The following is a 14912-nucleotide window of genomic DNA, read 5'->3' as shown; positions in this document are numbered from 1 at the left end:
TAAAGTTTTATTATGACTGAATTGCTTTCCCCTGCTGGTACTCTTAAGAATATGCGGTATGCCTATGCCTATGGTGCTGACGCAGTCTATGCTGGCCAGCCTCGTTACAGTCTGCGTGTCCGTAATAATGATTTTACAATGGCAAATCTTGCACAAGGCATAGAGGAAGCTCATGGCCAAGGTAAGAAATTGTATGTTGCGACAAATATTGCCCCGCATAACGCTAAGATTAAGACTTTTATAAAAGATATGGAGCCTGTGGTTGAAATGGGTCCAGATGCTTTGATCATGTCTGATCCTGGTTTGATGATGTTGATTAAAGAGAAATGGCCGGATATGCCAATTCACTTATCAGTGCAGGCTAATGCAGTAAACTGGGCAACGGTTAAATTTTGGCATAATTTCGGGTTGGAGCGCGTCATTCTATCTCGTGAGCTTTCTTTAGATGAAGTGGGTGAAATTCGTCAAAGGGTGCCAGAGATGGAGATCGAGACATTTGTTCACGGTTCTTTATGTATCGCGTATTCTGGGCGTTGTTTGTTGTCTGGTTACTTTAATCGTCGCGATCCAAACCAAGGGACTTGTACGAATTCTTGTCGCTGGCAATATGATATGAAATCGGCGGTGCAAGATGAAAATGGTGATATTGTGCCAGCGGATGGTAGTCACCTTAAAGGTGTGCAAAGTTTTGATCCAAATGGCTTCGTAGCGCCAACGCTTGGGGAGGGGAAGCCGTTCGATGACGTGGTATTGCTTCGTGAGCAGGGGCGTGAGGGTGAGTTCATGCCAGCTTTTGAAGATGAGCATGGCACCTACATTATGAACAGTCGTGATTTACGTGCCATTCAGCATGTGGAAAAGCTAATTGAGTTGGGGGTTCATTCTTTAAAAATTGAAGGGCGCACCAAATCTCACTTTTATGCAGCACGAACCGCACAGCTTTATCGTAAAGCCATTGACGATGCGACGCATGGTCAACCTTTCGATATGTCATTGATGGACAAACTTGAAGGATTGGCTAACCGTGGATATACCGAAGGATTTTATCGCCGTCATGTGCATGATCAGTACCAGAATTATCAACATGGTAATTCCAGTTCAGATCGCCAGCAGTTTGTGGGTGAAATGCTTGACTGGAATGATGGGTGGTTGACGATTGAGGTCAAAAATCGCTTTAAAATAGGCGATTCTATTGAGCTGATTACGCCTAAAGGAAGTATGCTTTACAATATTGAGGTGATGGAAAACCTCAAGGGTGAAGCAGTGGTTGTTGCGCCGGGCTCAGGGCATAAAGTGCGTATACCGCTGCCATATCAGCCAGAACAATTGGAGCTTGGTTTGATTATGAGAAACTTACCAAACGGACAGTGAAAATTGTTGCCTGGATAAGGTATCAATTAAAAGGCTCATTATGAGCCTTTTTTAATATCTATATGCCATGAAAATCTATTTGGGTTGGTTTTTATAACTTTCTGGCATGTTATAGTTAACTAAATGCCGAAGACTTTACAAATTTGAGACGAGATACTATGACAGTGACAGAGGCAAGACTGACACACCTTAAACAGCTTGAAGCTGAGAGTATTCACATTATTCGAGAAGTGGCCGCAGAGTTTGATAACCCGGTCATGTTGTACTCTGTAGGTAAAGATTCAGCGGTTATGCTGCATCTTGCAATGAAAGCGTTTTACCCAGGAAAACCACCATTTCCACTGCTACATGTAGATACAGGTTGGAAATTCAAGGAAATGATCTCGTTCCGTGACGAAATGGTCGCGAAGCTTGGTTTGGATCTGTTGGTCCATCAAAACCCTGACGGTATCGCTCAGGGTATTGGACCATTTTCCCATGGCAGCGCAGTACATACTGATGTGATGAAGACGCAAGGTTTAAAGCAAGCGCTTGATCAATATGGTTTCGATGCGGCTTTCGGTGGCGCGCGTCGTGACGAAGAAAAATCTCGTGCGAAAGAGCGTGTTTATTCTTTCCGAGATAAACAGCACCGCTGGGATCCTAAAAATCAGCGTCCAGAATTGTGGAATATCTACAATGGTAAAGTAAATAAAGGTGAAAGCATCCGTGTATTCCCTTTGTCTAACTGGACGGAACTGGATATCTGGCAGTATATCTACCTAGAGAGCATTCCAATTGTTCCTCTTTACTTCTCTGCGAAGCGTCCTGTCGTTGAGCGTGATGGCGTGCAAATCATGGTTGATGATGAGCGTATGCCGCTTAAAGAAGGCGAAGTGCCAGAAATGAAATCAGTGCGTTTCCGTACGCTAGGTTGTTATCCGCTTACAGGTGCGGTGGAATCTGAGGCGGATACGTTGCCAGAGATCATTCAAGAGATGCTATTGACGACGAGTTCTGAGCGTCAAGGCCGTGTCATCGACCACGATTCAACGGGTTCGATGGAAGAGAAGAAGAAGCAAGGTTATTTCTAAGGGTAGGAGTTGTAAATGTCTCATCAATCAGAATTGATCAGTCAAGATATCCTTGGCTACTTAAAGCAGCATGAAGAGAAAGACCTGCTTCGCTTGCTTACCTGCGGTAACGTAGATGATGGTAAAAGTACACTAATTGGTCGTTTGTTGCATGATTCTAAGCTGATCTATGAAGATCACTTGGATGCGGTGAAGCGCGACAGCAAAAAATCTGGCACGCAAGGCGAGGAAGTTGACTTGGCGTTGCTAGTCGACGGTCTACAAGCAGAACGTGAACAAGGTATTACCATTGATGTGGCATACCGTTACTTCTCAACGGAGAAGCGTAAGTTCATCATCGCAGATACCCCAGGGCATGAACAGTACACGCGTAACATGGCAACGGGCGCATCATCTTGTGACCTTGCTATTATTTTGATCGACGCGCGCTACGGTGTACAAACGCAAACACGTCGCCATAGTTTTATTGCTTCTTTATTGGGTATTAAGCATGTTGTGGTTGCTGTAAATAAAATGGACTTGGTGGATTTTTCTGAAGAAAAATACAACGAAATACGCGCGGATTACTTACAATTCATTGAGCAATTAGGTAACCGCAAACCTGAAGATGTGTACTTCGTGCCAATGTCTGCTTTGCAAGGCGATAACGTTGTTAACGCATCGGAGAAAACACCTTGGTATCAAGGTGGTCCTTTGATGCAGATTCTTGAGTCGGTTCAGATTAATCGTGATGTTAAAAGCGATGCTTTCCGCTTCCCTGTGCAATATGTTAACCGTCCGAATCTAGATTTTCGTGGCTTTGCTGGAACGATTGCTGCGGGCCTTGTTAAGCCTGGCGATGAAATTGTGGCTTTGCCATCAGGTAAGAAGTCAAAAGTTGCAGAGATTGTAACGTATGACGGTAATCTTGATGTGGCTAAGAAAGGTCAAGCGGTTACATTAACGCTTGAAGATGAGATCGATGTCAGCCGTGGCGATATGATTGTTCATCCTGGTCATGAGCCAGAAATTAGCTCTAACCTTCGAGCATCTGTTGTTTGGATGGCTGAGCAACCGCTAGTGCCAGGCAAGCTGTATAACTTCAAGCTGGGAACTCAAACGGTTCCAGGTAAAGTGCATCATATAAATCACCGTGTTGATGTGAATACTCTTGAGCACATTGAAGTTGATCAAGTTGAACTAAATGTTATTGCTGATTGTGTGATTAGCTTTGACGCGCCAGTTGCTTTTGATGATTATCAGAATAGCCCGCTGACGGGGGCTTTGATCATTATTGATCGTCTATCAAACGTGACCGTTGGTGCGGGCATGGTTGAAGAAACCATTGGTGATCTGGATCAAGATACCTTGGTAACTGCTGAAGAGCGTGCAGCTCGCCTTGGTCAGAAGCCAGCGGTTGTTGCTTTAGCGGAAGGAGCAAGTGTTGATGTCCAGCTGTTAGAGCGGGGATTGCTTCGTCGCGGTGTGGTATCCATTGCAAAGCTAAATGCTAGTCATGCAGAAGTGGAACTGTTGAAGCAGACGGGGGTTGTTGTGATTGTTGCGGACGCGTCAGTTGCTGATATCCAGTTGTCAGCGGGGTCAGTCGATGATCTTGTTGAGCAAGTTTTATCGGTTGTAAGCCTGTAAAAGTTTACTAAATCGTGTATAAAAGCCACTGTTTTTACAGTGGCTTTTTTGTGCGTGGTTGTTATGTCTTTAGATCGTCTTTTTGAACAGTTGCTTCTTTATATTGTTGGACGAGTGGCGATTGCCGCCGAAGCGGTTAATCAGGCAAAGGAAGCGGCCACTAGTGTAGAAAGTGTTGCAGAAACTAAGTGGGATACATTTGGTCTGGAGAACTCCTATTTAGCACATGGACAAGCGGTGCGCTTGGCAGAGTGTCAAGCGGATTTGGCGTATTTTCGTAAGTTTAGTTTTTCTAATTCAGAAGTGATCGAGTTGGGCTCTGTATTGTTGCTTTCGCGCTCGGATGGCTGGCAACGGATTGTGATCATTGCTGAACATTCTGGCGGTGGTGAGTTTGAATTGGATGGCGAAAAAGCTTTAATTGTTACGCCCTCTACGCCGCTTGGTAAGTCATTGTTGTTAAAAGAAGAGGGCGATGAAATTCTTATGAAAAGTCGAGGTGTCGAAATTGATGCTGAGATTGCGCAAATTTTTATGGGTCAAGTTTAGAAATTTGAGTCATCCCCTAGAGTGTGTTGGGCGCTTGGCATATAATGCTGGGCCTTAAATGATTAATATCTCCCTGTTGCCAGCATTTGACTGCATTTGAATTGAACTGCGGCGGGGTGAAATAACGGTATGTTCTCGTAATGTCGAGACAGTAATAGGATAGAAATTATGCGCAGCCATTATTGCGGCGAATTAACAGCAAAAAACATTTCAGAAGTCGTGACTCTTTGTGGATGGGTTCACCGTCGCCGAGATCACGGTGGTGTTATTTTCTTGGACCTACGTGACCGTGAAGGCGTGACTCAGGTTGTATTTGATCCAGATCGCGCGGAAAGCTTTGCGCTAGCAGACAGCTGCCGTAGTGAATTCGTGGTTCAAGTTAAGGGTCTGGTTCGTGCTCGTCCTGAAGGTACTGTTAACCCAAACATGAACACGGGCGAAATTGAAATCCTTGGTCATGAAATCGAAATTTTGAACCGCGCCGCGACGCCTCCTTTCCAATTGGATGAGCATCAGGCTGTAGGTGAAGATATTCGTCTGAAAAACCGTTTCTTGGATTTGCGTCGTCCTGAAATTCAACAAAAGCTTCGTCTTCGTTCAAAAGTAACATCGATTTTGCGTAGCTACTTGGATGACAATGGCTTCCTAGACATTGAAACACCGATTCTTACACGTGCAACGCCAGAAGGTGCGCGTGATTACTTGGTCCCAAGCCGTACTCATCAAGGTAGCTTCTTTGCATTGCCTCAGTCACCACAGCTATTTAAGCAGTTATTAATGGTGTCTGGTTTTGATCGTTATTATCAAATTGCTAAATGTTTTCGTGATGAAGATTTGCGTGCTGACCGTCAACCAGAATTTACTCAGATTGACTTAGAAACCTCTTTCCTAGGTCAAGAAGAGATTATGTCTCTGACGGAAGGTATGATCTCAAATCTGTTTAAAGAAGTGAAAGATGTTGATTTGGGGGCATTCCCACGTATGCCTTTCTCTGAGGCTATGGAGAAATACGGTTCTGATAAACCAGATCTGCGTATTCCGCTTACGATTGAAACTGTATCTGACTTGATGACAGAAGTAGACTTTAAGGTTTTCTCTGGTCCAGCGAAAGATGCAAATGGCCGCGTTGCTGCACTTAAAGTACCAGGTGGTAATTCTCTGACGCGTAAGCAAATCGATGAGTACACTAAGTTCGTAGGTATCTACGGCGCGAAAGGTCTTGCTTACATCAAGGTTAATAACAAAGCGGATCTTGAAGAGGGTCTGCAGTCTCCAATCGTTAAGTTTTTGCCAGTTGAAGTACGTCAAGCGTTGCTTGATCGTGTTGAGGCACAAGATGGCGATTTGATTTTCTTTGGTGCTGATCAAACAAATGTTGTCAATGAAGCGCTGGGTGCGCTTCGCTGTAAGCTTGGTGCGGATCTTGATCTTTACACGTGTGAGTGGGCGCCTCTTTGGGTAGTTGACTTCCCAATGTTTGAGCAAACATCAGATGGTGGTATTACTGCCATTCACCATCCGTTTACAGCACCTTCTTGCTCTCCAGAAGATCTGAAAGCGAATCCATTGACGGCATTGTCTCAAGCCTACGATATGGTACTTAATGGTACTGAGTTGGGTGGTGGTTCGATTCGTATTCACCAGTCTGAGATGCAAGAAACGGTATTTGGGCTATTGAATATCTCAGCTGAAGAGCAAGAAGAAAAATTCGGCTTCTTGTTGGATGCATTGAAATTCGGTGCGCCACCGCACGGTGGTCTTGCGTTCGGTCTTGACCGTCTAGTGATGTTGATGACGGGTTCTGCGTCGATTCGTGATGTTATTGCTTTCCCTAAAACGCAAAGTGCTACGTGTCTATTGACTCAAGCGCCGGGTGAAGTGAGCGAGAAACAGCTTAAAGAATTGAGTATTCGTGTACGTAAGCCTGTTACCGAGTAATAGGTTAAGCGTTAATGATTGCGTGAAAAGGGCCATTTGTATGGCCCTTTTTTATTGCCTTGCATTGTTTGCTTTATGCTGTTGAAATATACAGTATTTTACGTGGATGATCATCCAAGGGAATCAGTTTGGCGCGTATATTAGCAATTGACCCAGGCTCACGAATCACAGGCTTTGGGGTGGTAGATATTATCAATGGTAAAGTGAATTATGTCAGCAGTGGCTGCATTAAGTTGCCAGATGAAAACCTAGCCGTTCGACTAAAGAGAATATTTGAATGTGTTAGTGAAGTGATTGAAGAGTTTAAGCCTAATGAATTTGCGATTGAAGAGGTGTTTTTAGCAAAAAATGCCAACTCTGCATTAAAGCTTGGGCAAGCTCGTGGTGCTGCCATTGTGGCTGCTGGTATGGCTAATTTACCAGTCTATGAATATGCTGCGAGGCGTGTGAAGCAGTCTGTTGTAGGGAATGGTAATGCTGATAAAGCGCAGGTTCAATCAATGGTGCAGTTGTTGCTAAAATTAGAGGCAACGCCTCAGGCTGATGCGGCGGATGCCTTAGCCATCGGGTTGTGTCATGCCAATACACGTACCTCGGATGGACTGGAGTATGGTGTTGGTAAGCGCGCAGGGCGCTCTTCTAAGCGCTGGCAAATATCTGATTTGAAGGTGAAGTGATGATAGGTCGTATTGTAGGAACTTTAATTGAAAAAACACCGCCAGAGTTGCTGGTGGATGTAGGTGGTGTGGGCTATGAAATTATGGCGTCAATGAGTACCATTTATGAATTACCTCAGGTTGGGCAGAGCGTGATACTGCACACGCATTTTCAAGTCAAAGAAGATGCACAGTCTTTGTACGGTTTCGCTACAAAAGATGAGAGGGCTCTATTTAGAATATTGATCAAGGTAAATGGCATTGGCCCTAAAATGGCATTGTCAGTCTTATCGAGTATGAATCCGCCCGAGCTAATTACAGCAGTACAAGAGTCGCAGATTGACTCGTTAACAAAAGTTCCTGGTGTTGGTAAGCGCACTGCGGAACGTTTGGTGGTTGAGTTACGAGATAAGCTCGGAACGGCTGCTAAGCAAGATTTGTTTACTGAGCGTTCTGTGGTGACACAGGTGCAAGCCGATCCGCGCCAAGAAGCAGAAGCAGCCTTGATATCATTGGGATATAAGCCTCAAGAAGCCGCACGCATGATTGCTAAATTGCCAAAGGACGAGTCAAACAGTGAGTTACTGATTAAGGCTGCCTTAAAGAGTATGTTGAAATAACTATGATAGAACACGACCGTATTATTTCGCCGCAGCTAAAAGGCAATGATGGGCAAGTGGACCGTGCAATTCGTCCACAAAGTCTTGCTGAGTATATTGGTCAGCCTGTGGTTAAAGAGCAAATGGATATCTTTATGCAGGCAGCTCGTCAGCGCGGTGAGCCTTTGGATCATTCTTTGATTTTTGGTCCGCCGGGATTAGGAAAGACGACATTGGCTAATATCATTGCTAATGAAATGGGGGCGGAAATTAAAACCACCTCGGGTCCGGTGCTTGAGCGCGCAGGGGATTTGGCGGCGTTATTGACCAACTTAGAAGAAGGGGATGTGCTCTTCATTGATGAGATTCACCGTTTGAGTCCTGCGATTGAAGAGGTGCTTTATCCTGCAATGGAGGACTACCAAATTGATATCATGATTGGCGAAGGTCCTGCTGCACGCTCCATCAAAATTGACATCCCTCCCTTTACTTTAGTTGGTGCAACGACCCGTGCGGGCTTGTTGACATCACCTTTACGCGATCGTTTCGGAATCGTGCAACGTTTGGAGTTTTATGATGTCGAATCTCTGACTACAATCGTTAAACGTTCTGCGTCTAAGCTTGGTGTAGACTTGGATGGCCCAGGGTGTTTCGAGGTGGCGCGAAGATCTCGGGGTACACCGCGTATTGCAAACCGCTTACTGCGTCGTGTGCGCGATGTGGCTCAAGTGGGAGGCGATCTAATTGTCGGTCAAAAAGTTGCCCAACGTGCACTGGATATGTTAAGTGTAGACAGTCAAGGTTTTGATCATTTGGATCGACGTATGTTGTTGACCATGATAGAAAAGTTTGATGGTCGTCCAGTTGGCTTAGACAGCATTGCTGCCGCGGTTGGGGAAGACAAAGATACGATTGAAGATGTGATTGAGCCATTTTTAATTCAGCAAGGTTTTGTGATTCGTACGCCAAGGGGGCGACAAGTGACAAAGCGTGCTTATGAGCATTTTGATTATCAATTACCTCAAGACTTTGAATAGAGGAAAACAGACAGATGTCCATTTGGGGCTTAATTTTAAACGCTAGTTTTGTAGTTCAATTAGTAATGCTGACGTTATTGCTGGCATCCGTGTTTTCATGGATTGTCATTTTTCAGCGTAAAAGAATCCTTGGTCGTGCTACAAAAGTGCGCCGGAATTTTGAAGATCAATTTTGGTCTGGAATTGACCTAAGTAATTTATATCGCCAGTTAACCGTTGAAGGTCGTAAGGTTGAAGGAATGGAGAACATTTTCGCGGCTGGCATCAAAGAGTTCACTCGATTGCGTCAAAATGGAACAGTCGAAGCGGATGCTATTATAGAGGGTGTCGATCGTGCCATGCGTGTTGCGCTCTATCGTGAGGAAGAGAAACTAGATCAACATTTATCATTCTTGGCGACGGTTGGGTCAATTAGCCCTTATGTTGGTTTGTTTGGGACGGTATGGGGCATCATGCATGCTTTTATTGGTTTGTCTGAGGTTCAGCAAGCGACCATTGCGACCGTTGCGCCTGGTATTGCTGAGGCACTGATTGCGACAGCTATAGGTTTGGCAGCCGCGATACCAGCGGTTGTGGCTTATAATAAATTTTCTTCCACAGCTGAATCGTTGGCATCTAGCTACGAAAATTTTGCGAATGAGTTTAGCAGTGTGCTTTACCGTAAAGTACATGTCCGTGAAGGGAGCTAATCATGCTATCAAGACGCCGTACAAAGCGACGCAAGCCGGTAGCTGAAATTAATGTTGTGCCCTATATTGATGTAATGTTGGTGCTGTTGGTTATTTTTATGATTACTGCACCAATGTTGACTCAAGGGGTGGATGTTGAGCTACCCAATGCAAATGCTGCTCCGATTGAGAACGATGAATCCGATGTGCTTGTGGCATCGGTAGATAAAGACGGAAATTACTTTATTGATATTGGTGGTGAGCAAAGTGCCATTTCTTTGGCTGACCTGAAAGATCGTGTGAGTAAAGTGCTGGCACAAAATCCCCGCTTACCTATTCTGGTGCGTGGTGATAGAAATGTGCCTTATGGTGAAGTGGTTGGTCTGATGGTTGCATTGCAAGGCGCAGGTGCTCCAAATGTTGGCCTGGTTACGGAGCCTGAGTAAGCGATGAAGTTTACTGATAAGGAAAGCTATTCATTACCTGTTGTTTTTGCTGTTAGCTTGCATGTTGCCGTTATTGCGGGTGGGATATTGGTTGCGGGATTGACTGAAAATACGCCAGAGCCACCCAAGCGTCCCCCTATTGTTAATGCGACCATCGTTGATGTCTCAGATACGATTATTGGTAAGCGCGAAGCAGACAAGCGACGCGCGGCCCAAGCAGCAGAGCAAGCCGAACGAGACGCTCAAAAAAAGGCGCAAGAACAAGCACAAAAAAAAGCTGAACGACAAGCGTTAGAGCAGCAGCGTCGTGAAGCAGAAGCTACTCGCAAAAAGCAAGAGGCGGTGCGTAGAAAAGCCGAAGCTGAGCGCCAAGCTTTGATTGAAAAGCAGAAAGCGGCAGATGAAAAAGCGCGTCAGAAAAAGTTAGCTGAGCAGAAAAAAGCGGCAGACGAAAAAGCACGTAAAGAGCAAGCGGAACGTAAGAAGCGTGAAGCAGAAGAAAAGGCACGTAAAGAGGCTGAACGTAAGCGACAGCAAGAACGCGAAAAAGAAAAAGCAGCGGAAGCAGAGCGTAAACGTAAGGCACAAGAGCAAGCCGAGCGCCGTAAGCGTGCCGAAGAGGCTGTTCAGAGGGCGGTCGCAGAGGAAGAGAGTCGTCGACAAGCCGCAGAAGCGGGTAAGATGGTTCAGTCTATCAGTGGTTTGATAAACAAACGCGTGACGGATGCTTGGATCCGTCCGCCAAGTGCACGCAATGGTATGAAGACAACATTGCGCATTAACTTTTTACCGAATGGCGAAGTGTCTAATGTGCAGGTGTTAAAGGGGAGTGGTGATGCTATTTTTGATAAACGTGCCATGGATGCAGTTTACAAAGTAGGTCGTATCGAGGAGTTGTCAGAGATTGAGTCTTATATCTTTGAACGTAATTTTAGACAAGTCGATTTGTTGTTTAACCCGCAAGATTTGAGAAACTGATGAGAAAAAATATTCTATTTGCCCTTTTTGTGGCATGTATAACGATGGCGTTACCCGTTAGGGCTCAGTTGGTCATTGAAATTACCAGTGGTGCGGATCAATTGTTGCCAATTGCGGTTGTTCCATTTGGCTATTCTGGAACCTCACCATTACCAGAAGATGTGGCTGGAATTGTTGAGTCTGATCTACAGCGTAGTGGCGTGTTTGAAGCTATTCCGCGTGAAAATATGCTGAGCTTGCCTAATTCGTCAAAAAATGTATTTTATCGCGATTGGCGTTTGCTGAAAGCAGACTATGTATTGGTTGGCGGTGTTGAGAATAACGGCAATGGTACCTACCGTATTTCATACGAGCTTTTGAATGTGTTGACACAAAGTCGCGTTGGTAAGCGTGAAGCGTTGGATGTAAAGCCGAGTAACTTTAGGGATGCCGCGCATTTTATTAGTGACAAGATTTACGAACAACTAACAGGGATTCGTGGTGCCTTCAGTACACGTATTCTTTATGTTACCTCAGAAGGTGATCGTGCGGCCCCTACTTATAAACTACAAGTAGCGGATGCGGATGGGCATCGACCACAAGTGATTGTGAGCTCTAAAGAGCCTATCTTGTCGCCTTCTTGGAGTCGTGATGGTCGTAATATTGCCTATGTTATGTTTCGTAACCGTAGACCTAGTATATTCATTCAAGAACTTGCTAGTGGTAAACAACAGCAATTGACTCAATTCCGCGGACTAAATGGTGCGCCAGCTTGGTCACCAGACGGTAAGAAATTAGCGTTAGTGTTGTCTAAAGATAATAACCCAGAAATTTATACATTGGATATTGCAACGCGTCGACTTGAGCGCATGACAAATCATTATTCAATTGATACTGAACCGACTTGGGAGCCGGATGGGCAAGGTATTATCTTTACTTCTGACCGTGGTGGTAACCCGCAAATCTATCGCTTAGATGTTCGCACTAAAAATGTCGAGCGTGTGACGTTTGAAGGTAATTCAAATACACGTGCTCGTATGACCCCAGATGGACGTTACTTAGTGACAGTTCAGAAGAACGATGGTAATTATCATGTTGCCTTGCAGGATATGAATACGGGGCGAGTACAGATACTGACAGAAACCTATTTGGATGAGTCGCCAAGTATAGCGCCAAACGGCAGTATGGTGATGTATGCCACCTCTGATCGTGGAAAGGGCATCTTGTCGGTAGTTTCAGTTGATGGTCTTGTTAAATATAGGCTACCATCAGCTCAAGGAGATGTGCGCGAACCTGCTTGGTCTCCCTACTTTAAATAATAAAGCACTTTTAAGGAGCTAATAATGAGTGTAACAAAACTAGGTAAGTTTGCAGTGATTGGTTTGTCTGCAGCTTGGTTGGCCGGTTGTAGTACTACCGCGTCTGATTCAGACACTTCTTCTATGGCGAGTGAAGGTTCTGAAGCAAGCACTTCTGACTCAACCTATGCGGCTGGCGAAGATGGCTCGCTATCAAGTGTTATTATGGATGATCAGGCTGATGCGCAACAAAATGCTGATCTTCTTGCTGGCGTAGCAACTGTTTTCTACTTCGATTTCGATAAATCTATCGTTCGTCCAGAAGCTCGTGAAGCGCTTGCTAAACACGCTCAGTTTTTAATGGATAACCCTGATGCGCGTATCGTTCTTGAAGGTCATGCTGATGAGCGTGGTACTCGTGAATACAATATGGCACTTGGTGAACGTCGTGCTAAAGCGATCATGCGTTACTTAACTATCCAAGGTGTTGCGGCTGCACAAATCGAAACGGTTAGTTTTGGTGAAGAAGTGCCTGTTGCATTTGGTCACGATGCTTCTTCTTGGCAGCTTAATCGTCGTGTAGAGGTTCGCTACGAGTAATGAAAACTCGCTTTAAAATGAGCTCCCTTGCATTGGTGCTGACATTGTCAGCACCAATTGCTATGGCCAACTCTGCAAATGGTATTTCTGCGAATGTTGCGGCAGATCTTCTTTATCAATTAGAAATGTTACAGCAAGAAGTTTCCCAATTACGTGGTCAAGTTGAGCAACAGAACTACGAATTAAGTAAGCTTAAGTCCTTATCAAAAGAGCGTTATATTGACCTTGATAAGCGTTTATCAACGTTGTCTACTCAAGCTGCCCCAGCTGTGCTTAATAACTCTGCACAAACCGCTGTTGCTTCAAATAATCCTTTATCGGGTCAGCAAACAGGTGGTAATAGTAATTCCTCTGCCAAGAGTTTGGCTGCGGCGCCTGTAAAGCTTGAAGAACCAAGTGCTGACGCTAAGGCTGCCTATAATTCTGCGTATACATTAGTCCGAGAGCGTAATTTTGAGGGTGCTCAAACCTCGTTACGTGCGTTTGCTGAGAAGTACCCCAACAATACGCTGACGGGTAACGCTCATTATTGGTTAGGTGAGCTCGCGCTAGTGTTGGGGAATCAGGGTGAGGCATTGGTCCAATTTAAAATCGTTCAAGATTCCTTTTCGGGTCACTCAAAAGTACCAGATGCTATTTATAAACTTGGTATAGTAAATGATCAGCTTGGTAACAAGACGCTGGCCAAAGACAGTTTGAATCGTGTTATCACGAATTTCCCAGATTCGAATGCAGCAGCATTAGCAGCTAATTATTTGAATGATATGAAATAATTTCTTGCAATCCCCAGTGATCACTGTATTATACGCGGCCGTTGGGTCGTTAGCTCAGTTGGTAGAGCAGTTGACTTTTAATCAATTGGTCACTGGTTCGAATCCAGTACGACCCACCAACAACTCTTCTTTATTAGTGATAATGGGTCGTTAGCTCAGTTGGTAGAGCAGTTGACTTTTAATCAATTGGTCACTGGTTCGAATCCAGTACGACCCACCATCACACTCCAACAATGCCCATTTCCAAGGGGTTAATCAATGTCTGAATTAATCGATAAAGCCGCGTTACGCGATACAGTTCAGAAATATCTGTCTGAAGCTGAAGAATCGCTTAAAAAGCCCGTCATTGATAATCAAGCTTTGCGTGATGAAATCAAAACGCTCTTGAAAGAAAAAGATGCTGCTTTAGTTGCGCACTATTATACCGAAGATGCTATTCAAGAACTTGCCGAAGAAACGGGTGGTGTCATTGCGGATTCATTAGAAATGGCTCGTTTTGGCGCAGAACATCCAGCCAAAACACTGGTAGTTGCTGGTGTTAAGTTCATGGGTGAAACGGCGAAAATCTTAAGTCCAGAAAAAACTATTTTGATGCCTACTTTAGAGGCAACATGTTCTCTGGATATCGGTTGCCCAGAAGATGAATTTAACAAGTTCTGTGATCAACATCCTGATCGTACCGTTGTTGTTTATGCTAACACTTCTGCTGCAGTAAAAGCGCGTGCGGATTGGGTGGTTACTTCTGCTATTGCCTTAGATGTTGTGCAGTATTTGAGTGATAATGGCGAAAAAATCATTTGGGCGCCAGATCAGCATTTAGGTCATTATGTTCAGTCTCAAACGGGCGCCGATGTGTTGTTATGGGACGGTGCGTGTATTGTTCATGAAGAGTTTAAAGCGAAAGGTATTCTTGACCTTAAAGCTATTTATCCTGATGCAGCGATCTTGGTTCATCCTGAATCGCCTTCGTCAGTGGTGGAGATTGCCGATGTTGTTGGTTCAACGTCGCAGCTACTAAAAGCAACTAAAGAAATGTCTAACGACACCTTTATCGTGGCAACTGACCGTGGCATCTTCTACAAGATGAAGCAGGCATCACCTGATAAGCGTTTCGTTGAAGCGCCTACGGCAGGCTCTGGAGCGACATGTCGCAGTTGTGCACATTGTCCGTGGATGGCTTTAAATTCATTAGAGTTACTGCGTAATGCGCTTCGCGACGGTACTGATGAAATCTTTGTGGATGAGGCTGTTCGAGTGAAGGCATTAAAGCCGCTACAGCGTATGCTTGATTTCAAAAAGGGCTGAGTGCAGTCGCTAA

Annotated in this window: 15 protein-coding genes and 2 tRNA genes; all 17 read left to right on the top strand. The window is 44.8% G+C overall.

What is annotated here, in order from left to right; translation table 11 throughout:
• Window positions 1-12: 12 nt before the first annotated feature.
• The 17 genes from yegQ (at window position 13) to nadA (ending at window position 14899) form a co-directional block, all read left to right on the top strand.
• The gene (gene yegQ / locus ACPUEK_RS13150; protein ID WP_067219449.1) at window positions 13-1371 is read left to right on the top strand and encodes a tRNA 5-hydroxyuridine modification protein YegQ; all 1359 of its coding nucleotides are present in this window, start codon (window positions 13-15) and stop codon (window positions 1369-1371) included.
• Window positions 1372-1535: 164 nt separating this feature from the next.
• Window positions 1536-2444 carry a sulfate adenylyltransferase subunit CysD gene (gene cysD / locus ACPUEK_RS13145; protein WP_170756327.1) on the top strand — a complete coding sequence of 303 codons (909 nt, stop codon included), beginning with the start codon at window positions 1536-1538 and terminating at the stop codon, window positions 2442-2444.
• A gap of 15 nt (window positions 2445-2459) precedes the next feature.
• A complete protein-coding gene (gene cysN / locus ACPUEK_RS13140) occupies window positions 2460-4073 on the top strand; it encodes a sulfate adenylyltransferase subunit CysN (RefSeq protein ID WP_067037731.1) in 1614 nt (537 codons plus the stop codon).
• Between the two features lie 63 nt (window positions 4074-4136).
• Window positions 4137-4622 (top strand): hypothetical protein, encoded by a 486-nt coding sequence (locus ACPUEK_RS13135; protein WP_425641018.1) that lies wholly within the window; start codon window positions 4137-4139, stop codon window positions 4620-4622.
• Window positions 4623-4790: 168 nt separating this feature from the next.
• Window positions 4791-6560, top strand: coding sequence for an aspartate--tRNA ligase (gene aspS / locus ACPUEK_RS13130; RefSeq protein ID WP_067100547.1), 1770 nt, complete (start codon window positions 4791-4793; stop codon window positions 6558-6560).
• 128 nt (window positions 6561-6688) lie between these two features.
• Window positions 6689-7237, top strand: coding sequence for a crossover junction endodeoxyribonuclease RuvC (gene ruvC / locus ACPUEK_RS13125; protein WP_067219459.1), 549 nt, complete (start codon window positions 6689-6691; stop codon window positions 7235-7237).
• Window positions 7237-7836, top strand: coding sequence for a Holliday junction branch migration protein RuvA (gene ruvA, locus ACPUEK_RS13120; protein ID WP_067037739.1), 600 nt, complete (start codon window positions 7237-7239; stop codon window positions 7834-7836). Before ruvC ends, ruvA begins: the two co-directional genes overlap by 1 nt.
• A 2-nt stretch (window positions 7837-7838) precedes the next feature.
• Window positions 7839-8852 (top strand): Holliday junction branch migration DNA helicase RuvB, encoded by a 1014-nt coding sequence (gene ruvB, locus ACPUEK_RS13115; protein ID WP_067037741.1) that lies wholly within the window; start codon window positions 7839-7841, stop codon window positions 8850-8852.
• Between the two features lie 14 nt (window positions 8853-8866).
• Entirely contained in the window at window positions 8867-9541 is a 675-nt protein-coding gene (tolQ, locus tag ACPUEK_RS13110) for a protein TolQ (protein ID WP_425641017.1), read from the top strand.
• A 2-nt stretch (window positions 9542-9543) separates the two neighbouring features.
• Complete coding sequence (tolR, locus tag ACPUEK_RS13105) at window positions 9544-9966, top strand: protein TolR (protein WP_067219464.1); 423 nt, start codon at window positions 9544-9546, stop codon at window positions 9964-9966.
• A 3-nt stretch (window positions 9967-9969) separates the two neighbouring features.
• Window positions 9970-10944, top strand: coding sequence for a cell envelope integrity protein TolA (tolA, locus tag ACPUEK_RS13100; protein WP_425641016.1), 975 nt, complete (start codon window positions 9970-9972; stop codon window positions 10942-10944).
• Window positions 10944-12242: a Tol-Pal system beta propeller repeat protein TolB gene (tolB, locus tag ACPUEK_RS13095; protein ID WP_067219472.1), complete on the top strand. Its 1299-nt coding sequence runs from the start codon at window positions 10944-10946 to the stop codon at window positions 12240-12242. The genes tolA and tolB overlap by 1 nt, the downstream gene beginning before the upstream one ends.
• A gap of 24 nt (window positions 12243-12266) precedes the next feature.
• On the top strand, window positions 12267-12821 hold the full coding sequence (gene pal, locus ACPUEK_RS13090; protein WP_067219475.1) for a peptidoglycan-associated lipoprotein Pal: 555 nt from the start codon (window positions 12267-12269) through the stop codon (window positions 12819-12821).
• Window positions 12821-13594 (top strand): tol-pal system protein YbgF, encoded by a 774-nt coding sequence (ybgF, locus tag ACPUEK_RS13085; RefSeq protein WP_425641015.1) that lies wholly within the window; start codon window positions 12821-12823, stop codon window positions 13592-13594. The genes pal and ybgF overlap by 1 nt, the downstream gene beginning before the upstream one ends.
• A 43-nt stretch (window positions 13595-13637) precedes the next feature.
• Window positions 13638-13713, top strand: a tRNA-Lys gene (locus ACPUEK_RS13080).
• Between the two features lie 25 nt (window positions 13714-13738).
• Window positions 13739-13814: transfer RNA gene (locus ACPUEK_RS13075), tRNA-Lys, on the top strand.
• A 38-nt stretch (window positions 13815-13852) separates the two neighbouring features.
• Window positions 13853-14899, top strand: coding sequence for a quinolinate synthase NadA (gene nadA / locus ACPUEK_RS13070; protein WP_082866190.1), 1047 nt, complete (start codon window positions 13853-13855; stop codon window positions 14897-14899).
• Window positions 14900-14912: the final 13 nt, after the last annotated feature.

Source organism: Marinomonas gallaica (assembly GCF_049821165.1).
Taxonomy (GTDB): domain Bacteria; phylum Pseudomonadota; class Gammaproteobacteria; order Pseudomonadales; family Marinomonadaceae; genus Marinomonas; species Marinomonas gallaica.
The sequence above is the reverse complement of the archived record's forward strand: the minus strand, read 5'-3'. Positions and strand labels throughout refer to the sequence as shown.